We start from the raw sequence: 21099 nt of genomic DNA, 5'->3' as shown, positions 1-21099 counted from the left end.
TCCGGGGATGAGCCGGAATCCCGCGCGTGGGTTCGCCGTGGTCTCGGCCACGGCGGTCACCACGGTCGGTGCCGTCATGGGTGTCGCCCAGGCGAACACCGCACCGTCCGCCGATGACGCCCAGGCCCCGGTCGGTGACGCGACGCTCCTCGCGGACGTACCCGTGGGCGAACAGGCCCAGGTGCAGACGACCGCGCTGACCCGGCAGGCCGACACGCAGGCCGTCGCCGCGGACGCCGTCGCCAGGAAGTCGGCGGAGGAAGCGGCCCGCAAGCAGGCAGCCGAGGCCGCGCTGGCCAAGCGGAAGGCCGCCGCGGCGAAGGCGAAGCAGGAGCAGCAGGCCAAGGCCGCCTCCGGCGACTTCCCGGTGCAGAGCTCCTACACGGCCGCGCAGGTCCAGGCGATCGCGCGCCAGATCGTGCCCGGCGGGCAGTTCCAGTGCTTCAGCAACATCGTGAACCACGAGTCCACCTGGAACTACCTGGCCGTCAATCCCTCCTCCGGCGCCTACGGCCTCGTCCAGGCGCTGCCGGGTTCCAAGATGTCGTCGGTCGGCGCCGACTGGCGGACCAATCCGGCGACCCAGATCACATGGGGTCTGAACTACATGAATGTCCGGTACGGCAGTCCCTGTGACGCCTGGGCGTACTGGCAGGCCCACGGCAACTACTGAGCACGGACCGCCCCGGCCGCTCAACCCCGCGCAGCCCCTCCCCGTCCTAGGGGGAGGGGCTTTCGCCATGTACGGTCGGACCGGACGACTCCGGGGGGAGTGGTGAGGAGAGACCGGGGGAAGAGGACGGATCATGTCGCGAGTGCCAGGGTGGATCGGTCGGCTCGGTGCCCGGCTGACCGATGTGGGAGATCGGTTGGACGAGCGCCGCGCGGAGGTGGCCCGCGAGGAGGCCGAGGCCGACGCGGCCGAGCAGCCTGAACGCAAGCAGAAGAAGCAGGCGAAATCCGCCTCCCGTCCCCCCGTCGTGCTGGTCCCCCGCCCCGACCCGGCGCAGGCCGTGCCGTGGGGCGTACGGGTCGCCGCCGAGGCCGGCTGGCGGCTCCTGATCCTCGCGGGCACCGTCTGGGTGCTGATGCGGGTCATCAGCTCCGTACAGCTCGTCGTCTTCGCCTTCGTCGTCGCCCTGCTCATCACCGCGCTGCTCCAGCCGACGGTGGCCCGCCTCATGCGGCACGGTGTCCCGCGCGGCCCCGCCACGGCTCTCACCGCGATCCTCGGCTTCGTCATCATCGGGCTGATGGGCTGGTTCGTGACCTGGCAGGTCATGGAGAACATCGACGACCTCTCCGACCAGATCCAGAGCGGCATCGACGATCTGCGCAACTGGCTGCTGAAGAGCCCCTTCCACGTCACCGACAAGCAGATCAACCAGATCGCCAAGAACCTCCGGGAAGCGGTCGGTGCCAACACCGACCAGATCACCTCGGCGGGCCTGGAGGGCGTCCAGGTCGTCGTGGAGGCCCTCACCGGCATCCTGCTGACCTTCTTCTCCACCCTCTTCCTGCTCTACGACGGCCGGCGCATCTGGGAGTGGACGCTGAAGCTGGTCCCCGCCGCCGCTCGTCCCGCCGTGGCCGGCGCGGGACCGCGCGCCTGGCGCACCCTGACCGCCTACGTCCGCGGCACGGTCCTGGTGGCCCTCATCGACGCCGTCTTCATCGGCATCGGCATCTACTTCCTCGACGTCCCCATGGCCGTCCCGCTGGCCGTCTTCATCTTCCTGTTCTCGTTCATCCCGCTGGTGGGCGCGGTCGCCTCCGGCGCGCTCGCGGTGCTCGTCGCACTGGTCACGCAGGGCGTGTTCACCGCGGTGATGACCCTCGCGGTGGTCCTCGCCGTCCAGCAGATCGAGGGTCACATCCTCCAGCCGTTCATCCTCGGCCGCGCGGTGCGCGTCCACCCGCTCGCGGTCGTCCTCACGGTCGCCACGGGCGGCATGGTGGCGGGCATCGGCGGCGCGGTGGTGGCCGTACCGCTGGTGGCGGTGACCAACACGGTGGTGAGCTACCTCAAGGCGTACGCCGAGGATCAGTCGGCGCCACCCGAGCCCGAGGACGAGACCGTGACGACCGAGGAGGGCCCGGCGGAACCGCCCCCGGACCCAGAAAAACCTGCCTCGGATTCGGTCAATTGAAGGAGTACAGCCTCTGAGCGGACGCCCGGCTGCGGGCGGCTACTCCGTCCGCAGCCCGTCCGGCCGCATCAGCCGCAGCAGCGGCGGCAGGCTCAGCAGCGTCACCACGAGGACCACCGCCGCCCCCACGCCGGTCATCGACAGCACGCTCGGCCAGTCCACGCGCACCCTGGTGCCCGTCATCCGCAGCAGGACCACGCCCAGCGTCAGCCCCACCACCATGGCCAGCAGCAGACCGAGCACGATCGGGATCGCCGTCTGCCACAGCACCGACAGGCTCAGGGTGCGCCGCCGGGTACCGAAGGCGACCAGCGCCGACAGCAGCTTCCTGCGCTCGCGCAGCTGCTCCAGCTGGGAGACCAGCAGGCTCGCCCCGATCAGGGCCAGCACGCAGACGGCGCCCACGAACAGGCCGGTGCGGATGGTCTCGTAGCGGTCGTTGCTCTCGGTGGACACCCAGGTCATGGGCTCCTCGTACGGGTTGATCCGGGCGGCCGTGTTGCGGACGTGATCGCGCGCGTCCGGGAGCGAGTCGTCCACCCGCACATAGATCTCTCCGCGCACCCCCGCCGCGGCCTGTGCCGGGAAGGCGCCCGGGGTGATCAGGATTCCGCCGCGCCGGTAGCCCGTCGGGTCGGCGATGGACTCCGCCTGCTTGACGGCCTTCGGGACCGTCCAGGCGACCGAGGTCTGCTTCTCCGCGGCCTCGGAGGTGTCGAAGTAGAGCTTCTCGCCGGGCCGGGCCGTCACGTTCGACTCGTCGTCGGTGGTCTGCCTGGCGGTGTCGTCCTCGCCCGTCGCAGGCGCGACATGCGAGAAGAAGACGTCACCGTCGCGGCAGGAGGGCAGCTTGGCCACCTCACGCAGGGACGTGCAGTCGGCGACGGTCACCCGGGCCCAGCTCGCGTCTTCGCCCGAGCCGTCGTTGACGAAGCCCTCGTCGAACGCGTACACCTGCCGGACGCCCTTGGTCGCGGCCAGTTCCTTCGCGGTCGCCGCGAGCGCCTTCCCCTTCGGGACGGTCACCTGCATCTGCGCCCGCGAGATGTCGTAGCCGGTGTCCTTCGTGTAGTCGCTCGAGGTGCCCGCGAACAGCATCTGCAGCGCGATCGCCCCGGCCACCGCCACCGCGATGCCGTTGACCATCCGGGCCGCCGTGCCGCTGCTCAACTGCAACCTGCGCACGGCCAGTTGCCAGGACACCGTGCCCGGGCCCAGCCGGGCCACGACCGCCTCGACGATCCACGGCAGCAGCGCGGTCACACCGACCAGCAGCAGGATGACACCGCCGCTGACGAGGTACTGGTTGAAGTCGCCGCCGTCCCGGCCCTGTCCGACCATCGGGTACAGCATCCCGAGCCCGGCCACCGGCAGCAGCAGCCGCCACCACAGCCTGCGGCGCGCGGGCTTCGCCGTACGCACCACGCCGAGCGGCTCGATCACCACGCCCCGCAGGGCGAGCAGCGTCACCAGCACGGCCGCCGCCGGCACCGCGACCGCGACCAACAGGGCCAGCAGCGCGGAGGGGTTGAGATAGCTCGGGAACACGCTCTGCCCGAACACCTCGATGGAGCCCGCCACTTCACGGCCGATCAGGAAGAACACGGTGCCGAGGGCCAGCCCGAGCACCGAGCCCGCCAGCGCCTCGCCGGCGGCGATCCGCCGGGTCGAGCGGCCGTCGGCACCCACCAGACGCAGGGCCGCGAGCCGCCGGTCGCGTCGCTCGCCGCCGAAGCGGACGGCCGCGGTGATGAACACGGCGACCGGCATCAGCAGCACCACGAAGACGACCAGGACCAGCAGCACCAGCACCGGGTCGGAGTCCGACTGGGTCGGGTTCGGGTTCCCGTACTTGTCGATCCGGCTGATCCCGGCGCCGTTGATGTCCTGGGCGGCGAGCCCCTCGGCCCCGCGGTAGAAGGCGAGTTCGTGGGAGCCGACCAGCCCGCTCTCGGCGATCGTCCCGGCGATCCGGTTCGGCAGCCGCTCCCGCAGCAGCTTGCCGTCCTCGGATTCCAGCAGTTGCTTCAGCGCGGGGGAGACGACCATCTCGCCGACCGCGGGGAACTTCGCGACCCCGGGCGGCAGGGGCGCCTTCGGCCCCTCGGGCTCCAGGTCCCGGCCGCGGATCTCGGTGTCCCGGAAGGTGGTCGACGCGTTCCCCGACAGCAGGGTGTTGTCGGCCTTCTTCATGTCTTGCCCGTAGTTGATGTCCGCGCGGGCGTCACCCCGCTCGTGCCGGACCGCCAGCGCGTTCGGCAGCGCGGTGGTCAGCAGCAGCAACGTCACTCCGAGGCCGACGCCGACCGCGGTCAGCAGGGCCCGGACCCACCCTTCGCGCCCGCCCGCGAAGGCGAACCGCACCCCCATGGCGAGATCTCGCCACCACTGCTTGAGACTCATACGACCCGCTCCATGTCCCGGGACTTCCCGTCCCGTACGACGATCTCGCGGTCGGAGTAGGCGGCCACCCGTGCCTCGTGCGTGACGAGGACGACGGCCGCGTTGGTGGACCGGGCGGCCTCGGTGAGCAGTTCCATGACCCGCTCGCCGTTGAGGGAGTCGAGGGCGCCGGTCGGCTCATCGGCGAACAGCACGCGCGGGTTGGTCACCAGGGACCGGGCCACGGCCACCCGCTGTCCCTGGCCGCCGGAGACCTCACTGGGCCGCTTCTTCCTGAGGTCGTCGACCTCCAGGCGCTCCATCCAGCCGAGGGCGGCCTTCTCGGCCTCCTTGCGGGAGGTGCCGTTCAGCCGCAGCGGAAGGGCCACGTTCTCGACGCAGGTCAGCTCGGGGACGAGCTGCCCGAACTGGAAGACGAACCCGAACTCGGAGCGCCTGAGAGCACTGCGCTCGGCGTCGTTCATCGTGGCCATCTCCCGGCCGTTGTACGTGATCGAGCCCGAGTCGGGCGTGACGATCCCGGCGAGACAGTGCAGCAGGGTCGACTTGCCGGAGCCGGAGGGGCCCATGACGGCGACGACCTCGCCGGGGTGGATGGAGAACTGGGCGCCGTCGAGCGCGACGGTCGGACCGTAGGTCTTGCGCAGCTCGTCGGCGATGAGCAGGGAACCGGCCGGGGTCACTTGACCACCACCTCCGCGAGCTTGTCGAGACGCGCGGCGGTCAGCTCCAGCCAGCGCAGGTCGGCTTCCAGATGGAACAGGGCGTGGTCGCAGATCAGCTGGTCGGCGAGGTCGCCCTTGCGCTTGCGGTCCGTGAGGATGCGCATCATCCGCAGATGCTCGGCGCGCTGGTTGTCGAGGATGTCGCCGGCGTCCCGGTGCGTGAGCAGCGCGAGGACGACCTTGGTGTACAGCGTGGACTGGAGGTACGGCTCGGGCTTCTCGGGCGTCGCGAGCCACCGCTGTACGTCGGTGATCCCGGCGTCCGTGATGGCGTACCGCTTGCGCTCGGGGCCGCCGCCGGGCTCGATCCCGTCGACTTCGACGAGCCCGTGCTTCAGCAGCCGCGACATCGTCGAGTAGACCTGGCCGTAGTGCAGCGGCCGGTCGTGACCGAACTTCTCGTCGAAGGCCCGCTTGAGGTCGTAACCGTGGCGGGGCCCGGACTCAAGGAGCCCTAGGAGGGTGTGACCGATGGACATGGAAGGGACTGTACATGCGGTGTATACCCCTCGTGTATACGCGGGGTGTGCAGCTGGATCCGGGGCGTGCGCAGCCGCAGGTGGGCGGCGATTGTCACGGTTCTGCTACGCGTCCGGGGCGTCCTTGGGCGGCCGCCCCCGGCGCGGCAGCGGGCCGGTGTCGCCGGGCAGCCGGCCGGCCTCCTTCAGGGCCCTGCGCAGCAGGAACTCGATCTGCGCGTTGGCCGACCGCAGCTCGTCCCCGGCCCACCGCGCCAGCGCCTCGTACACCAGCGGGTCCAGCCTCAGCAGCACCTGCTTGCGCTGCTGAGGCCGCCGCTCGGGGGAGCCCCCCTCGGAAGGTGCCGTCACTGGTAGAGCGTCCCGGTGTTCAGGACCGGCTGCGGGGCGCGGTCGCCGCACAGCACCACCATCAGGTTGGACACCATCGCCGCCTTGCGCTCCTCGTCCAGCTCCACGATGTCCCGCTCGGTGATCCGGGCGAGTGCCTCCTCGACCATGCCGACCGCGCCTTCCACGATCTGCCGCCGGGCCGCGACCACCGCGCCGGCCTGCTGCCGCTGGAGCATCGCCGAGGCGATCTCCGGTGCGTAGGCGAGGTGGGTGAAGCGGGACTCGATGATCTGCACACCGGCCGACTCCACGCGCGCGTGCAGCTCGGTGGCGAGCTTCTGGGTGATTTCGTCGGCGTTGCCGCGCAGCGAGAGCCCGTCCTCCTCGTGGGCGTCGTAGGGGTACTCGATGGCGATGTGCCGTACCGCCGTCTCGGTCTGGGTGGCGACGAACTTCACGAAGTTGTCCACCTCGAAGGTGGCCTGTGCGGTGTCCTCGACCTTCCACACCACGACCGCGGCCAGCTCGATCGGGTTGCCGTAGGCGTCGTTGACCTTGAGGACGGCGGTCTCGTGGTTGCGGACCCGGGTGGAGACCTTCGTACGGGAGGTGAAGGGGTTCACCCAGCGCAGGCCGTCCTGGCGGATCGTGCCCTTGTAGCGCCCGAAGAGCTGGACGACCCGGGCCTCGCCCGGCGCGACGGTGTTCAGCCCGCGCAGCGAGATGAGCGCCACGATCAGGACGAGCACCCCGCCGACGGCGAACCCGGGGCTCTCCCCGCTCGCGGTGAACAGGAAGACGGCGAGCAGCAGTCCGACCAGGCCGAGCAGCAGCGCGAGCGCGCCGCCGATGCTGTGTGCGGCGAACTCCCGTACGCGCGGGGCGGGCATGTCGGGCACGTCGGACGCGTCGGCGATGGGTTCGGAATCTTGTGCGGACATAAAGTTCCCCCGTCTCGGAGCTAACTTGGAGTTAGCAAAGTGATAACACTTTACCTCGTCTCCGCAACCTTGAAGCCCTCCCGGAGGTCTGGTTCCGAGGAGGCGGGTGCTGATTCTCACGCCCGCACAGGGCCAGATCGAATGCCCGGTGTCATACAGACCGGTGTTAGCTTTCTGAGCTGACCTGAGCCACGAACCTGTGTGGCCGCCGATGAGGAAGCGGAGCGAGTCGACCCATGGGACGAGCGGAAGAGAGAAGAGCACGTCAGCGCGGTGGCCGCCGCGCGGCGCCGCCCACGCGCTCGTCCGGGACGCCGAGCGAGGGCCTCGCGTCCGGCGGCAGGGCCGCGGCGCGCAAGGCGGCCCGGGGCAAGAAGAGCGCGAAGAAAGGTAAGAGCGGCATACGCCGGCTCTTCACCTGGAAGAAGATCCTCGGCGCCTTCCTCGGCTTCTGCCTGCTCGGCATCGGCGCCTTCATCGTGATGTACATGATGATCGACGTGCCCAAGGGCAACGCGAAGGCGCAGGAACAGAGCAACATCTACAAGTACAGCAACGGCTCGGTCATGGCCCGTGAGGGCGACACCAACCGCGAGATCGTCGACCTCTCCGACGTGCCCAAGCCGGTCCAGCGCACCTTCGTGGCCGCGGAGAACAAGACCTTCTACACGGATGCGGGAGTCGACCTCAAGGGCATCGCCCGCGGGCTGATCAACACCCTCTCCGGCAAGGGCAAACAGGGTGGCTCCACGATCACCCAGCAGTACGTCAAGAACTACTACCTCGACCAGGACCAGACGGTCACGCGCAAGCTGAAGGAACTGGTCATCTCGCTGAAGGTGGACCGCGAGACGCCCAAGGACGACATCCTCGCCGGCTACATCAACACCAGCTACTACGGCCGCGGCGCCTACGGCATCCAGGCCGCCGCCCAGGACTACTACCGCGTCGACGCCAGCAAGCTCAGCGTCGAGCAGGGCGCCTACCTCGCCGCGCTGCTCCAGGCCCCGAGCCAGTACGACTGGGCGGTCGCCAGCAAGACCGGCAAGGAACTGGTGACGGCCCGCTGGAACTACGTCCTGGACAACATGGTCCAGCAGGGCTGGCTGGACAAGACGAAGCGCGCGGAGATGACGTTCCCGGTGCCGAAGGAGCCCAAGGCCGCCCCAGGGATGGAGGGGCAGAAGGGCTACTTCATCAAGCTCGCCAAACAGCAGCTGGAGAAGCAGCTGGTGGCCAAGGAAGGCATCACCCAGGACGAGGCCGAGGCCCGGGTCGAGAACTCGGGGTGGACCATCACCCTGAACATCGACAAGAAGAAGCAGGCCCAGCTGGAGAAGGCGGTCAAGACCCAGCTGACCAGCCAGCTGGACCCGAAGAAGCGGACCGTCGACAAGAACGTCCAGGCCGGCGCCGCCTCCGTCGACCCCAAGACGGGGAAGATCGTCGCCCTGTACGGCGGCACGGACTACACCAAGCACTACATCAGCAACGCCAACCGCACCGACTACCAGCCCGCCTCGACCTTCAAGCCGGTCATCCTCGCCGCCGCCCTGGAGAACAACTCCGAGACGCAGAGCGGCAAGGCGATCGGCGCCGACACGATCTACGACGGCACCAGCAAGCGTCAGGTCGTGGACAGCGACGGCAACAAGGTCGGCTTCGGTCCGGAGAACGAGGACGACGCGAACTACGGCAAGGTCACCGTGCAGACGGCGATGGACAAGTCCATCAACTCCGTCTTCGCGCAGATGGGCGTGGACGTCGGCATGGACAAGGTGCTGGCGACGGCCACCAAGCTCGGCATGGACACCGGCAAGCTGAGGCCGCTGCCCGCCTACACCCTGGGCACGATGGGAGCGAGCCCGATCCAGATGGCCGGTGTGTACGCCACCCTCGACAACCACGGCAAGCAGGTCACGCCGAGCATCATCAAGACGGCGGAGCAGGGGGGCACCGAGTTCCAGATGCCCGACCCGATCGGCGAGCAGGTCATCAGCCGGGAGGCCGCCGACACGGTGACCTCGGTGCTGACCGGTGTGGTCGACGATGGTACGGCCAAGAAGGCCGTCCAGCAGAACCCGGCCCGTGACGGCCGAAAGGTCGCCGGCAAGACGGGTACCTCCGACGACAACAAGTCGGCCTGGTTCACCGGCTACACCCCGGACCTGGTCACCTCGGTCGGTCTGTTCGGTGAGGACTACAAGACCCACGGGCAGAGCAAGCTGTACAACACGGCCGGCCTCGACCGCGTCAACGGCGGTGGCTTCCCGGCGCAGATCTGGGCGGCGTACACCTTCGGCGTCGCGGGCAAGAACACCAAGTTCGACCTCGAAACGGACCAGGGCGCCGCGGTCCAGCCGACGTGGACACCGACCGTGTCGAACACGCCGAGCGAGACGCCGTCGGAGACGCCCTCGGAGACTCCGTCGGAAACCCCGTCGGAGACACCCTCGGAGACTCCGTCGGAAACCCCGTCGGAAACGCCCTCGCAGAGCGCGCCGACCGGTGAGCAGAGCACTCCACCGGCCGAGACATCGACCTCACCGCTGAACCCGTTCGACCCGAACGACGACCAGTAGCGAACGAGAGAGGGCGCCCGGTGACCACCGGGCGCCCTCTCTCGTTTCCTAGCCCCTGTTGAGCTCGAACCAGACCACCTTGCCGGTGCTCAACCGAGTGGCCCCCCACCGCCGGGCCAGCCGGTTGACGAGGTAGAGCCCGCGCCCACCCTCGTCGGTGGCCCGGGCCTGCCTCAGGCGCGGCAACTGCGGCACGTCGTCCCCGACCTCACAGCGCAGCACATCGGTCCGCAGCAGCCGAAGCGTCACCGGCCGCGTCGCGTACCGCACCGCGTTGGTGACGACCTCGCTCACCAACAGCTCGACGGAGTCGGTCAGATCCTCCATGCCCCAACGGGACAACGCCCGCCGCGCGAGCCGCCGGGCACGCCCAGGTGCCGCGTCCTCCGGCTCCAGGAACCAGTACGCCACGTCACTGGGCGCGATCCCGTCGAAGCGGGCCGCCAGCAGCGCGATGTCGTCGTCCCGGTCGCCCGGCCCGAGCATGTCCAGCACCTCGTCGCAGAGCGCCTCCAGCGGCGGCGGATGATCCGGCCCGGTCAACTGCGCGGTGGCGGCGAGCTTCTCCCGCAGCTGCTCTATCCCGGTCCACACGTCCCGCAGCCGCGACTCGACGAGCCCGTCGGTGTACAGCAGCAGTGTCGCCCCGGCCGGCGCGTCCAGTTCCACGGCCTCGAAGTCCACGCCCCCGACACCGATCGGCGCGCCCGGCGGCACCCGGAGCACCTCGGCCCGGCCGCCCAGGTGCAGCAGCACCGGCGGCGGATGACCGGCGTTGGCGATGGTGATGCGGTGCGACACCGGGTCGTAGACCGCGTAGAGGCAGGTCGCCATACGGTCCGTACCGAGCCGTTGGGCCTGCTCGTCGAGGTGGTGCAGCACCTCCTGCGGCGGCAGGTCGAGCCCGGCCAGGGTCTGGGCCGTCGTCCGCAGCTGGCCCATGATCGCCGCGGACGTCATGGAGTGCCCCATCACGTCACCCACGACCAGTGCGACCCGGCTGCCCGGCAGCGGGATCGCGTCGTACCAGTCACCGCCCACCCGGGCCGTCTCGGCGGCCGGCAGATAGCGCGAGGCCAGCCGTACGCCGGTCGGCCGCGGGAGCGTCTCGGGCAGCATGGTGCGCTGGAGCTCGTCGGCGATGTACGCCTCACGGCCGTACAGGACCGCCTTGTCGATGCCGAGCGCGCTGTGCGTGGCGAGCTGGGCGGCGACGAGCAGGTCGTCCGGGTCGAAGGGGATGCGGTCGGGGCGGCGCAGGAACAGGGCGGCGCCGATGACCCGGCGCCGGCCGCGCAGCGGGGCGAGGATCGCGCGCCGGCCCGACGGTACGGCGAACTCGCAGCCCTCGCCGAGCAGTTCCGGCAGCGCGGCGTGGGCCGCGGGCGTGTCCGTGAAGACCGGGCGCACCCCGCGCAGCACCTCGGCGAGCGCGCTGCCGGGCTGCACCTCGCACAGTTCGGTGCCGAGCGCGTCCAGCTCGGTCGGGTTCTCCGGCACCGGCACCGGCAGGATGCCGTCCTCCAGGTCCCGCTCCTGCTGCGGGATGCGGTCGCTGCGCCGCAGCCTGAGCACGAGGGGGCCGGTGGGCCGCTCGTCGCCGACGGGCAGCGGGTCGCGCAGATAGACGAGGATCGCGTCCGAGAAGGTCGGCACGGTCGCCCGGCACAGGCCCATCACGATCTCGTCCAGGTCGATGCCGCGCGCGATCCGGCGGGTCGCCGCGCCCACGAAGCGCAGCCGGTCGCCGTCGCGCCGCATGGGCGTGGGTCGGCCCGGGGGCTGTCCCTGGCCGGTACGGCGTTCGTCGCCGCTCAGGGACGGCCGCTCGTCCGCACCGCCCGGCTGGACCGGAACCCCCTCGGGCACGGGCCGCGGGCGGTGCGTGTCCGGCTCCGCGGCGGCCGGCTGGGAGTGCTCGGGGCCGGTACCGGCCGGGTTCATGCCCATGTCCTTGCTGTTACCGGTCTTGCCGGTCCTGCCCGTCGTGCCGCTGCCGGCCTGGACGACGGGTGCCGCCTCCGGCGCGGGGTCACCGGAACGCGCCTGGACGGGTAAAGCGCTCGGCGCCTCGACGCCCTGCGCGGGCGGCGGCGCCGGGGAACGCAGAAGCGCCCCGCGGGGGTCCGTGGGGTCGACGCCCGGCTGGGGGCGTTCGAAGGAGGTCGGGTGCTCCGTCACGCGTGTCGAATCCGTCCGTCCGGGGCTGCACGGCGTACGCGCAGTTGGTCCCGCCGAAATCCCGATACCCGGAATGCGTGTCCCAGGAACGGAATTCCCGCGTGGTCAGGGGCTGCTCCTGCGTTTTTGGTCAACCTTCCGCGGCCCGTACCGGTGTTGCCCTCGTACCCCACGCTCACGTCCTGCCGCCCCTCGGTGACGATCGGTCAAGCCCAGCGCCCGCCCCGGTAGTTGTCGCTGCGCGCTCTTGCGGAGGACGATCCTACGTTTGCAGCCCGGGGGCGCATCAAGGGTCTCATGAGGACAAGTGCGCGGGCGTACGGTCCCAGTCTTCCGGAAGGAGCGGGACAGTCCAGGACGGATCGGGCCGCCAGTCGGGCCAGCCGTCCGAGAACGGCGGGCCCCAGGCGCGGATCACCTCCACCGCGGAGCGCCCCGCCGATCTGACCCGTTCGGCCAGGTCGGGGCCCATCAGCCCGTCCCGCTGGGCCTGCGCGAACTCGTCCTCGTCGCGCCACTGCCAACTGCGGTCCGGATCGACGGTGATGTCCAGGAAGTGGTCCTCCGAATCCACACCCCCGGCCCAACGCGCCAGCGGCTCTTCGAGGTTCACGTACCAGTTCTTGAACTTCCAGCCCGGCTCCCAGAACAGCCACACCGACCACGGCAGCCCCGGTCGCGCCAGCTTCAGCACCCCGGTGCCGAACCAGCGGTCCCGCCGGACCGAACGCGGCTTGGTGTAACGGGTCTCCAGCGGCTCGGCGTGCACCGGCGTGCCGTCGGCCAGCACCGGCCGCACACACTCGGTGCCCGGTGCCAGCCACACGGCGAGCAGATCCTCGTCGTCGCGCACGACGGTGACGGGGCGGGCGATGTGGAAGTGCGCGCCCGCGTTCTCCCGGTAGCGCCACAGGATCTGACTCCCGGGCTCCCAGAAGTGCGCCGACGTACCCGCTTCCACCGCTCTCACCGCTCCACCGTCTGCCATGCACAGATATTAGGTGCCATAGGCATACGACGCTGCGGTGCGCGTCACGGTTCGTGCCAGGGACGGGAAAGGTTACGGCCGTGTCATCCGCAGGACATCCAGCGCCTCGTCGAGCTGTTCGGCCGTCAGATCGCCCCGCTCCACGTATCCGCTCTCCACCACGACCTCGCGGATCGTCTTCTGCTCCGCGAGGGCCTTCTTGGCGACCTTCGCGGCCTCCTCGTACCCGATGTACTTGTTGAGCGGGGTGACCACGGAGGGCGAGGACTCGGCGTACTCCCGGGCCCGTTCGCGGTGCGCGACGATCCCGTCGACGGTCCGGTCGGCGAGCAACCGGGAGACGTTGGCGAGCAGCCGGACCGACTCCAGGACGTTCTTCGCGATGACCGGCAGCATGACGTTGAGCTCGAAGTTGCCTGCTGCTCCGGCGGTGGCGACCGTGGCGTCGTTCCCGATGACCTGGGCGGCGACCATCAGCACCGCCTCCGGGATCACCGGATTGACCTTGCCCGGCATGATCGACGAGCCGGGCTGGAGGTCGGGCAGGGAGATCTCGGCCAGCCCCGTCCTGGGCCCGGAGGACATCCACCGCAGATCGTTGGCGATCTTCGTCAGTCCAACCGCGATGGTCCTGAGCTGCCCGCTGGTCTCGACGATCCCGTCCCGGGCGCCCTGCGCCTCGAAGTGGTCCCGCGCCTCGGTGAGCGGGAGCCCGGTGGTGTGGGCGATCTCCTCGATGACGGCGGCGGAGAAGCCGGGCGGGGTGTTGATGCCGGTGCCGACGGCGGTGCCGCCCAGCGGCAGCTCGGCGAGCCGGGGCAGGGATGCCTCAAGGCGTTCGATCCCGTACCGCACCTGCGCCGCGTACCCGCCGAACTCCTGACCCAGCGTCACCGGGGTGGCGTCCATCAGATGGGTCCGCCCGGACTTCACGACGTCGGCGAACTCCTCGGACTTGCGGGCGAGGGCGTCGGCGAGGTGCTGGAGCGCGGGGACCAGGTCCCGGGTGACGGCGGCGGTGGCGGCGATGTGGATGGAGGAGGGGAAGACGTCGTTGGACGACTGGGAGGCGTTGACGTGGTCGTTGGGGTGCACGTCACGGCCGAGCCGCTCGGTCGCCAGGGTCGCGATGACCTCGTTGGTGTTCATGTTGGACGAGGTGCCGGACCCGGTCTGGAAGACGTCGATGGGGAAGTGCGCGTCCCAGTCGCCGCGGGCCACCTCGGCGGCGGCCTCCTGGATCGCCTCGGCGATGTCCTTGTCGAGGACGTTCAGCCGCGCGTTCACCTTCGCGGCCGCCCCCTTGATCCGGGCCAGCGCCTCGATGTGCGCCCGCTCGATCCGCTGCCCGGAGATGGGGAAGTTCTCCACGGCCCGCTGGGTCTGCGCCCGCCACCTGGCGTCCACCGGGACCCGGACCTCGCCCATGGAGTCGTGCTCGATGCGAAACGCCTGTTCCTGCTGCTCGTCGGCCACTGCCGATCACCTCCGTCTTGGTCAGCGTCTGCCCCTGTGGCACCTATTCCTGCCGCGTACGCCGGTCCGGAAACCGTTGCAGATCTTCCTGGGGCGGTGACCGACGGTAGGTCAGCGAGCCGTTCTGACCACCGTCGTCCGCTGAGGAACAGGCGCCGACGACATCGGGGCTCCGCTGCAGGTGCCCCCGATGACCGGACCGATGCCGACCGCGGCACCGTCGACGTACGCCGAGCCGGTCGTGATCGGTGCCGTCGCGCCTGCGATCTCGGTGGCTGCCGGGTCTGGGCGGTTGCCGGTTCGGGCGAGTGCCGGTGCGGCTGATGTGTGGTGTTCGGCGGTCGAGAGCGGGGTCGGCGTTCTCCGGGTCTGGTCGGCCTGCCGCCAGGAGCACGCGTGCCGGTGCGGACGCCCGGGTTGCCGGACGTCGAGAGCAGGGCGCCGACGTTCCCCACTCCTCGCCGGTTTCGGCGGACGCACCGTCAGACGCCGTGGCGGGTGAGGAGAAGCGGTGAGGTGACGCGCGGGGCAAGGCCAAGGCCGGTGGATCGGCCGGGGCCTTGCAGAGGGGGAGGGCGTGTCGTGCTGGGGGCCGTATCCGAATCCGCCCCTGGCCCTCACCCGGCATCCTGCTGAACGTGGGCCGAGCGGCCCGGTCCTCGAAGAGTCGTTCCGTCGGGTCGCCCGGCGGCTACCGCCGCGTGCCACTCCGCCCCCGCCCCGGCCCCGGTAGCCCCCGACGGAGGGGGTCGAAGGGGCGGCAGCCCCTGGAGATGGGACGGGTAGGGGCGGCGGGGGCGAAAACCATCCCCGCCGCCACCGAACGGCGCTACGCCAGGCCAGGCCCGCGCACCGGGATCGACGTGAACGTCGGCGCGGGCGCCGGATCCTGGAAGAAGTCGTTGCCCTTGTCGTCGACCACGACGAACGCCGGGAAGTCCTCGACCTCGATCTTCCAGACCGCCTCCATGCCGAGCTCCTCGTACTCGACGACCTCGACCTTCTTGATGCAGTCCTGGGCGAGCCGGGCGGCCGGGCCGCCGATGGAGCCGAGGTAGAACCCGCCGTGCGTGCCGCACGCGTCGGTGACCTGCTTGCTGCGGTTGCCCTTGGCCAGCATCACCTTGGAGCCGCCCGCCGCCTGGAACTGCTCGACGTAGGAGTCCATGCGGCCGGCCGTCGTCGGACCGAAGGAACCGGACGCGTAGCCCTCGGGCGTCTTCGCCGGACCCGCGTAGTACACCGGGTGGTCCTTCAGGTACTGCGGCATCTCCTCGCCCGCGTCAAGACGCTCCTTGATCTTGGCGTGCGCGATGTCACGCGCGACCACGAGCGGACCGGTCAGCGAAAGCCGCGTCTTCACCGGGTACTTGGTGAGTTCCGCGAGGATGTCGTCCATCGGCTGGTTGAGGTCGATCCGGACGACGTCACCGTCGGACTCGAGGTGCTCGTCCGTCGTCTCCGGAAGGAAGCGCGCCGGGTCCGTCTCCAGCTGCTCCAGGAAGACGCCCTCCGCGGTGATCTTCGCGACGGCCTGGCGGTCGGCCGAGCAGGACACGGCGATGGCGACCGGGCAGGACGCACCGTGCCGGGGCAGCCGTACGACCCGTACGTCGTGGCAGAAGTACTTGCCGCCGAACTGCGCCCCGATCCCGATCTTCTGCGTCAGCTCGAAGACCTTCTCCTCCAGCTCCTTGTCCCGGAAACCGTGCCCGAGTTCCGAGCCCTCGGCCGGAATCTCGTCCAGGTAGTGCGCGGAGGCGTACTTCGCGGTCTTCAGCGCGTACTCGGCGCTTGTACCGCCCACCACGATCGCCAGGTGGTACGGCGGGCACGCGGCCGTGCCCAGCGAACGGATCTTCTCCTCCAGGAACTTCATCATGGAGGCCTCGTTCAGGACGGCCTTCGTCTCCTGGTACAGGAACGACTTGTTCGCCGAACCGCCGCCCTTGGCCATGAACAGGAACTTGTACGCGCCGCCGTCGGTGGCGTACAGCTCGATCTGCGCGGGGAGGTTGGAGCCGGTGTTCTTCTCGTCCCACATGGTCAGCGGGGCCATCTGCGAGTAGCGCAGGTTGAGGTTCAGGTACGCGTCGTAGATGCCCTTCGACAGCGCCGCCTCGTCGCCGCCCTCCGTGAGGACGTTCTGTCCGCGCTTGCCCATGACGATCGCGGTGCCGGTGTCCTGGCACATCGGGAGGACGCCCGCGGCCGCGATGTTCGCGTTCTTCAGGAGGTCCAGCGCCACGAACTTGTCGTTGCTGGACGCCTCGGGGTCGTCGATGATCCGGCGCAGCTGGGCGAGGTGCGCCGGCCGCAGGTAGTGCTGGATGTCGTGGATGGCCTCGGCGGCGAGCTTGCGCAGCGCCTCGGGCTCCACCTTGAGGAAGGTCCGCCCGTCGGCCTCGAAGGTGGAGACACCCTCGGAGGTCACCAGCCGGTAGGGGGTGGTGTCCTCTCCCATGGGGAGCAGATCGGTGTACGCGAACTCAGGCATCTCAGCCCATTCCTCACTCTGCGGGTCGACCACCCGCCTCCGTCGGCGGGCCGCACCAGCCTAGAACCTGTCCAGGGACGCCAGCTTGTGAGGTAAGGCTCAGTCGGTTCGCCAAGAGTTGTCCACAGGCCTAGTCGCGATCTATCGCGTTTCGGTACGCTGCTGCGGTGGACCTTCAGAAGCCCGACCTTCAGAAGCACGCGGGCCCCGCACCCGCGGTGGCCGACCTGCGCGCCTCGGACGCCGACCGTGACCGTATCGCCGACATCCTGCGCGAGGCACTCGCCGAGGGCCGCCTCACCGCGGACGAGCACGCCGAGCGGGTCGAGGGGGTGCTGAGCGCCAAGACGGTGGGCGAGCTGGAGGTCTTCATACGGGACCTGCCGGCGGCCCATCAGCCCCGTCCCGCCCCGGCCTGGACCCCGGCGTCCAACCGCCCGACCGACGCGATCCCCCCGGACCCTGACGACAACGTGGTGGCGGTCTTCAGCGCCGCCGTCCGCAAGGGCCGCTGGCGCGCGGGCCGCCGTATCCACGCCTACGCGGTCTTCGGCAGCGTCGAGATAGACCTCAGCGAGGCGATCTTCGAGTACCGCCAGGTCGTCATCAAGGCGTTCTCGGTCTTCGGCAGCGTCGAGGTGCGCGTCCCCGAGAACATCTCGCTGCGCGGCACGGGCGTCGGTGTCCTCGGCGACTTCCAGGTGGACACGCTCGACTCGCCGGAGCCGGACGCGCCCGTGGTGTACGTCGACGGCTGGGCAGTCCTCGGCAGTGTCGACGCCAAGCCCAAGCGCGGAAAGCTCGTCGCGGACATCCTCGACCGCGTTCAGCGCGCGGTCGATCGCAAGGTCGACAGGAGTTTGCGCAAACACCTGGATCGTTGACGGTTGTGAATCCGGCGGGTTCGAAGCGCGAGGATTCCGTCCCCGGGTCGGCTCGTGGAGGCGCGTGCGACCCCCCGGAATCCAGCGGTTCGGGACTCAGTGCATAGGCGCGCGCACAGCGGGTAGGGCTTGCTGCATCGTCTCTCGCTCGCGAAGCCGTCGTCAGGAGTAGACCGTGCTGCAACCGCATTCGTCCCTGCAGGTAGCTGCCGTTCCGGCCCAGCGGGTGCCAGTGCGGGACAGGGACCAAGACGCTCCATGGCACACCGAGGCGGTGTGCCGGCGCGACGAGGCCGGCCTGTTCTTCGCCCCGTCCAAGGAACCCACCGCCGCCAGGCTCTCCCGCGAGGAGGCCGCGAAGCGCGTCTGTGCCCGCTGTCCGGTCATGGTCGAGTGCCGCGAACACGCCCTGCTGCAACCCGAGCCCTACGGCGTCTGGGGCGGCCTGACCGCTGCGGAACGCCGAGTGGTCCTGGCCCGGCGCAGGCGCCGCGACCTGGAACTCACGAAAGCGGCCAGGGCGGCACGCATAGCCCAGGCGGGCTGAACCCGCACGCACAGCAAAAGGCGCCCCCACCGCACCGGGGGCGCCTTTTGAACTGGGCTGGTGAAACTACCTAGGGGCGCGGGGCTGTCTTAATGTGCGGCTCCGCCGCGTGGGCGCGACAAGCCACGACGCACCCGCACCCGCCCATGCTCCGCACGCACGGAGCTATTTGGCGCGATCGAAGTCGATCGCGCTGTACGCCCGCAGCTTGCTGAGCCGATGCTCCGAGTCGATCCGCCGGACCGTCCCCGACTTGGACCGCATCACGATCGAGTCGGTGGTCGCGGTCTCCGACCGGTACCGCACACCCCGCAGCAGCTCACCGTCGGTGATCCCGGTGGCGACGAAGAACACGTTCTCCCCGGACACCAGGTCGTCGGTGGTCAGCACCCGGTCCAGATCGTGGCCGGCGTCGATCGCCCGCGCCCGCTCCTCGTCGTCCTTCGGCCACAGCTTGCCCTGGATCGTCCCTCCGAGACACTTCACGGCACAGGCCGAGATGATCCCCTCGGGCGTACCGCCGATGCCCAGGAGCATGTCGACGCCGGTGCCCTCGCGCAGCGCGTAGATCGACCCCGCCACGTCACCGTCGGAGATCAGCTTGATGCGCGCCCCCGCCTCCCGGATCTCCTTGATGATCCCTTCGTGGCGTGGCCGGTCGAGGATGACCACGGTCACGTCCTCCGGAGTGGACCGCTTCGCCTTGGCGACCCGCCGGATGTTCACGGAGACCGGCGCGTTGATGTCGACGAAGTCCGCGGCCTCGGGTCCCGTGACCAGCTTGTCCATGTAGAACACGGCGGACGGGTCGAACATCGAGCCCCGGTCCGCCGCGGCCAGTACCGCGATCGCGTTCGGCATGCCCTTGGCCGTCAGCGTGGTCCCGTCGATCGGGTCGACGGCGATGTCGCACTCGGGCCCGGTCCCGTCGCCCACGCGCTCCCCGTTGAAGAGCATCGGGGCTTCGTCCTTCTCGCCCTCGCCGATGACGACCACGCCGTTCATCGACACGGTGGAGACGAGGGACCGCATGGCACGCACCGCGGCGCCGTCGGCGCCGTTCTTCTCGCCCCGCCCGACCCAGCGGCCGGCGGCCATCGCGGCGGCTTCGGTCACCCGGACGAGTTCCAGGGCGAGGTTGCGGTCGGGGGCCTCGGAGGGGACCTCGAGTTCGGACGGCAGATGATGATGCTCGGTCATCGGAGCGCACCTTTCTGATACGACGACGGCCGGATGAGGGTTCGATCGTCGACTCTATCGTCAGTCCGACAAAATGAGCAGGGGACCCCACGGATGAGCGGACCGGGCACCTGCGACGATAGGGGCGTGGCAGGTTCGAACGGCAAGCAGAAGACGGTCCGGGACATGATTCTCTCCCTGGGCCTGATCGGGATCGCGGCGGCGGTCATCTACGTGTTCATCCCGCACGACGACTCCGCTCCCGACATCAAGGCGGTCGACTACCGCGTCGAGCTGCTCACGGCCCGCCGCGCGGCCTCTTACCCGGTGGCCGCGCCCGAGGGTCTGCCGGCCGGCTGGAAGGCGACCTCGGTGCGCTTCCAGGGCGACCAGTCCGACGCGTGGCACCTGGGCTTCCAGGCCCCCGGCGATGAGTACGTGCAGATCGAGCAGTCGACTCAGAAGCCCTCGGAGTTCATCGACGAGGCGAGCCAGGGCGGCGAGGCGACGAAGCAGACCCAGCAGATCGCGGGCCGCACCTGGACGCGGTACTCGGGCGGCCGGTACGACGCCCTCGTGCACCAGGGCGACGGGGCGACGACGGTGGTCGCGGGCACGGGGTCGCTCTCCCAGCTGACCGAGATGGCGAAGTCGCTCAAGATGACGTGAGAGCACGCGAGAGGGCCCGGCCGCCAGGCCGGGCCCTCTCGTCGTGTGTCAGCCGTCTCAGACGGTGGTGACGACCTCGTCGTACGCCAGGCGCGGGGAACGCGGGAACCAGGCGTCCTCGCCCGGCTTGCCGATGTTGACGACCATCAGCGGGGTGTGGTCGCCGTCCAGGAACTCCTTCTGGACGCCGGCGAAGTCGAGACCGGTCATCGGGCCGGCGGCGAGGCCCGCGGCGCGGACGCCGATGATGAAGTACGCGGCCTGGAGCGCGGCGTTCAGCCCGGCGGCACCCTCACGGGCGGGGCGCTCGCCGAAGAAGACGTCCTTGGCCTGCGGGAAGTGCGGGAAGAGCTGCGGCAGTTCCTCGTGGAACTCGTTGTCCGCGGAGAGGATCGCGACCAGCGGGGCGGTGGCGGTCTTCGGCTGGTTGCCCTCGGCCATGTGCTGGACCAGGCGCTCGCGGGCCTCGGCGGAGCGGACCAGGGTGATGCGCAGCGGGCTCTGGTTGAACGCGGTCGGGCCGTACTTGACCAGGTCGTAGATCGCCTGGACCTGCTCGTCGGTCACCGGCTCGTCGGTGAAGGTGTTCGCGGTGCGGGCCTCGCGGAACAGCAGGTCCTGGGCGGCGGGGTCAAGAACGAGAGACATGGTGGAACCTTCTCGGGAGGGACGTCGGCCGCAGAAACGGACCGTGGACCGGTTGACGTCTCCGACCGTACGCGAATGAAGTTCAACCTTCAACCAAAAGCGGGGCGTGGTGATCCGCTTCACATACGCCAGGTCTTCCGCCCGCGGTGGCCCGCGCTCCCCCGCAGCCGCTCGCGGCTACTCGGAGTCGGCCTCGCCGTCCTCCGGCTCCCCGGCGAGTGCCGCGTCCAGCCGCGCCCGCGCCCCGTCCAGCCAGCGCCGGCACACCTTGGCCAGCTCCTCGCCCCGCTCCCAGAGCGCGAGGGACTCCTCGAGCGTCGTACCGCCCGCCTCCAGCCGCCGTACGACCTCGATCAACTCGTCCCGCGCCTGCTCGTACCCGAGCGCCTCTTCCGCCACCTTGCTGGTCATCCGCCC

At 70.0% G+C, this 21099-nt stretch carries 18 protein-coding genes; 6 read left to right on the top strand and 12 right to left on the bottom strand.

Annotated elements, in window-relative coordinates; genetic code table 11:
- Positions 1-7: 7 nt before the first annotated feature.
- Together ABZT02_RS25375 and ABZT02_RS25370 are read left to right on the top strand one after the other, a co-directional pair.
- The gene (locus ABZT02_RS25375; RefSeq protein WP_356020990.1) at positions 8-673 is read left to right on the top strand and encodes a transglycosylase SLT domain-containing protein; all 666 of its coding nucleotides are present in this window, start codon (positions 8-10) and stop codon (positions 671-673) included.
- Between the two features lie 133 nt (positions 674-806).
- Positions 807-2150 (top strand): AI-2E family transporter, encoded by a 1344-nt coding sequence (locus ABZT02_RS25370; RefSeq protein WP_356020987.1) that lies wholly within the window; start codon positions 807-809, stop codon positions 2148-2150.
- Between the two features lie 39 nt (positions 2151-2189).
- Here ABZT02_RS25370 and ABZT02_RS25365 read toward each other — a convergent pair whose 3' ends face one another.
- The 5 genes from ABZT02_RS25365 to ABZT02_RS25345 all read right to left on the bottom strand — a co-directional run bounded on the left by ABZT02_RS25365 (position 2190) and on the right by ABZT02_RS25345 (position 7031).
- Positions 2190-4553, bottom strand: coding sequence for an FtsX-like permease family protein (locus tag ABZT02_RS25365; protein WP_356020985.1), 2364 nt, complete (start codon positions 4551-4553; stop codon positions 2190-2192).
- Positions 4550-5236, bottom strand: coding sequence for an ABC transporter ATP-binding protein (locus ABZT02_RS25360; protein ID WP_356020983.1), 687 nt, complete (start codon positions 5234-5236; stop codon positions 4550-4552). The genes ABZT02_RS25365 and ABZT02_RS25360 overlap by 4 nt, the downstream gene beginning before the upstream one ends.
- On the bottom strand, positions 5233-5757 hold the full coding sequence (locus tag ABZT02_RS25355; RefSeq protein ID WP_356020980.1) for a PadR family transcriptional regulator: 525 nt from the start codon (positions 5755-5757) through the stop codon (positions 5233-5235). Before ABZT02_RS25355 ends, ABZT02_RS25360 begins: the two co-directional genes overlap by 4 nt.
- A gap of 105 nt (positions 5758-5862) precedes the next feature.
- The gene (locus ABZT02_RS25350; RefSeq protein ID WP_356020978.1) at positions 5863-6108 is read right to left on the bottom strand and encodes a hypothetical protein; all 246 of its coding nucleotides are present in this window, start codon (positions 6106-6108) and stop codon (positions 5863-5865) included.
- The gene (locus ABZT02_RS25345) at positions 6105-7031 is read right to left on the bottom strand and encodes an SPFH domain-containing protein (protein ID WP_356020976.1); all 927 of its coding nucleotides are present in this window, start codon (positions 7029-7031) and stop codon (positions 6105-6107) included. The genes ABZT02_RS25350 and ABZT02_RS25345 overlap by 4 nt, the downstream gene beginning before the upstream one ends.
- 236 nt (positions 7032-7267) lie before the next feature.
- On the opposite strand from ABZT02_RS25345, the gene ABZT02_RS25340 reads away from it, so the two are divergent.
- Complete coding sequence (locus ABZT02_RS25340) at positions 7268-9613, top strand: transglycosylase domain-containing protein (RefSeq protein WP_356020974.1); 2346 nt, start codon at positions 7268-7270, stop codon at positions 9611-9613.
- A gap of 48 nt (positions 9614-9661) precedes the next feature.
- On the opposite strand, the gene ABZT02_RS25335 is transcribed toward ABZT02_RS25340, so the two are convergent.
- From ABZT02_RS25335 to ABZT02_RS25320, 4 genes are all read right to left on the bottom strand, one after another.
- On the bottom strand, positions 9662-11794 hold the full coding sequence (locus ABZT02_RS25335; RefSeq protein ID WP_356020971.1) for a SpoIIE family protein phosphatase: 2133 nt from the start codon (positions 11792-11794) through the stop codon (positions 9662-9664).
- Between the two features lie 295 nt (positions 11795-12089).
- Positions 12090-12782, bottom strand: coding sequence for a DUF402 domain-containing protein (locus ABZT02_RS25330; RefSeq protein WP_356020969.1), 693 nt, complete (start codon positions 12780-12782; stop codon positions 12090-12092).
- 72 nt (positions 12783-12854) lie between these two features.
- Positions 12855-14258, bottom strand: a complete 1404-nt coding sequence (locus ABZT02_RS25325; protein WP_356020967.1) for a class II fumarate hydratase — start codon at positions 14256-14258, stop codon at positions 12855-12857.
- 829 nt (positions 14259-15087) lie between these two features.
- Entirely contained in the window at positions 15088-16755 is a 1668-nt protein-coding gene (locus tag ABZT02_RS25320) for a fumarate hydratase (protein ID WP_356020964.1), read from the bottom strand.
- A 167-nt stretch (positions 16756-16922) separates the two neighbouring features.
- Between ABZT02_RS25320 and ABZT02_RS25315 the strand changes: the two genes are divergently transcribed.
- Both ABZT02_RS25315 and ABZT02_RS25310 read left to right on the top strand, forming a co-directional pair.
- A complete protein-coding gene (locus ABZT02_RS25315) occupies positions 16923-17639 on the top strand; it encodes a DUF1707 domain-containing protein (protein ID WP_356020962.1) in 717 nt (238 codons plus the stop codon).
- 175 nt (positions 17640-17814) lie between these two features.
- Positions 17815-18186, top strand: a complete 372-nt coding sequence (locus ABZT02_RS25310; RefSeq protein ID WP_355743598.1) for a WhiB family transcriptional regulator — start codon at positions 17815-17817, stop codon at positions 18184-18186.
- 165 nt (positions 18187-18351) lie between these two features.
- Here the strand turns inward: ABZT02_RS25310 and glpX are convergent, their stop codons facing one another.
- Positions 18352-19386 (bottom strand): class II fructose-bisphosphatase, encoded by a 1035-nt coding sequence (gene glpX, locus ABZT02_RS25305; protein WP_031042027.1) that lies wholly within the window; start codon positions 19384-19386, stop codon positions 18352-18354.
- A 126-nt stretch (positions 19387-19512) separates the two neighbouring features.
- On the opposite strand from glpX, the gene ABZT02_RS25300 reads away from it, so the two are divergent.
- Positions 19513-20034: a DUF4245 domain-containing protein gene (locus ABZT02_RS25300; RefSeq protein ID WP_356020959.1), complete on the top strand. Its 522-nt coding sequence runs from the start codon at positions 19513-19515 to the stop codon at positions 20032-20034.
- Between the two features lie 57 nt (positions 20035-20091).
- Here ABZT02_RS25300 and ABZT02_RS25295 read toward each other — a convergent pair whose 3' ends face one another.
- Entirely contained in the window at positions 20092-20682 is a 591-nt protein-coding gene (locus ABZT02_RS25295; RefSeq protein WP_356020957.1) for a malonic semialdehyde reductase, read from the bottom strand.
- Positions 20683-20859: 177 nt separating this feature from the next.
- Positions 20860-21093: an exodeoxyribonuclease VII small subunit gene (locus tag ABZT02_RS25290; protein ID WP_356020955.1), complete on the bottom strand. Its 234-nt coding sequence runs from the start codon at positions 21091-21093 to the stop codon at positions 20860-20862.
- Positions 21094-21099: the final 6 nt, after the last annotated feature.

It is taken from the genome of Streptomyces sp. NPDC005402 (genome assembly GCF_040606575.1).
Lineage (GTDB): Bacteria > Actinomycetota > Actinomycetes > Streptomycetales > Streptomycetaceae > Streptomyces.
The sequence above is the reverse complement of the archived record's forward strand: the minus strand, read 5'-3'. Positions and strand labels throughout refer to the sequence as shown.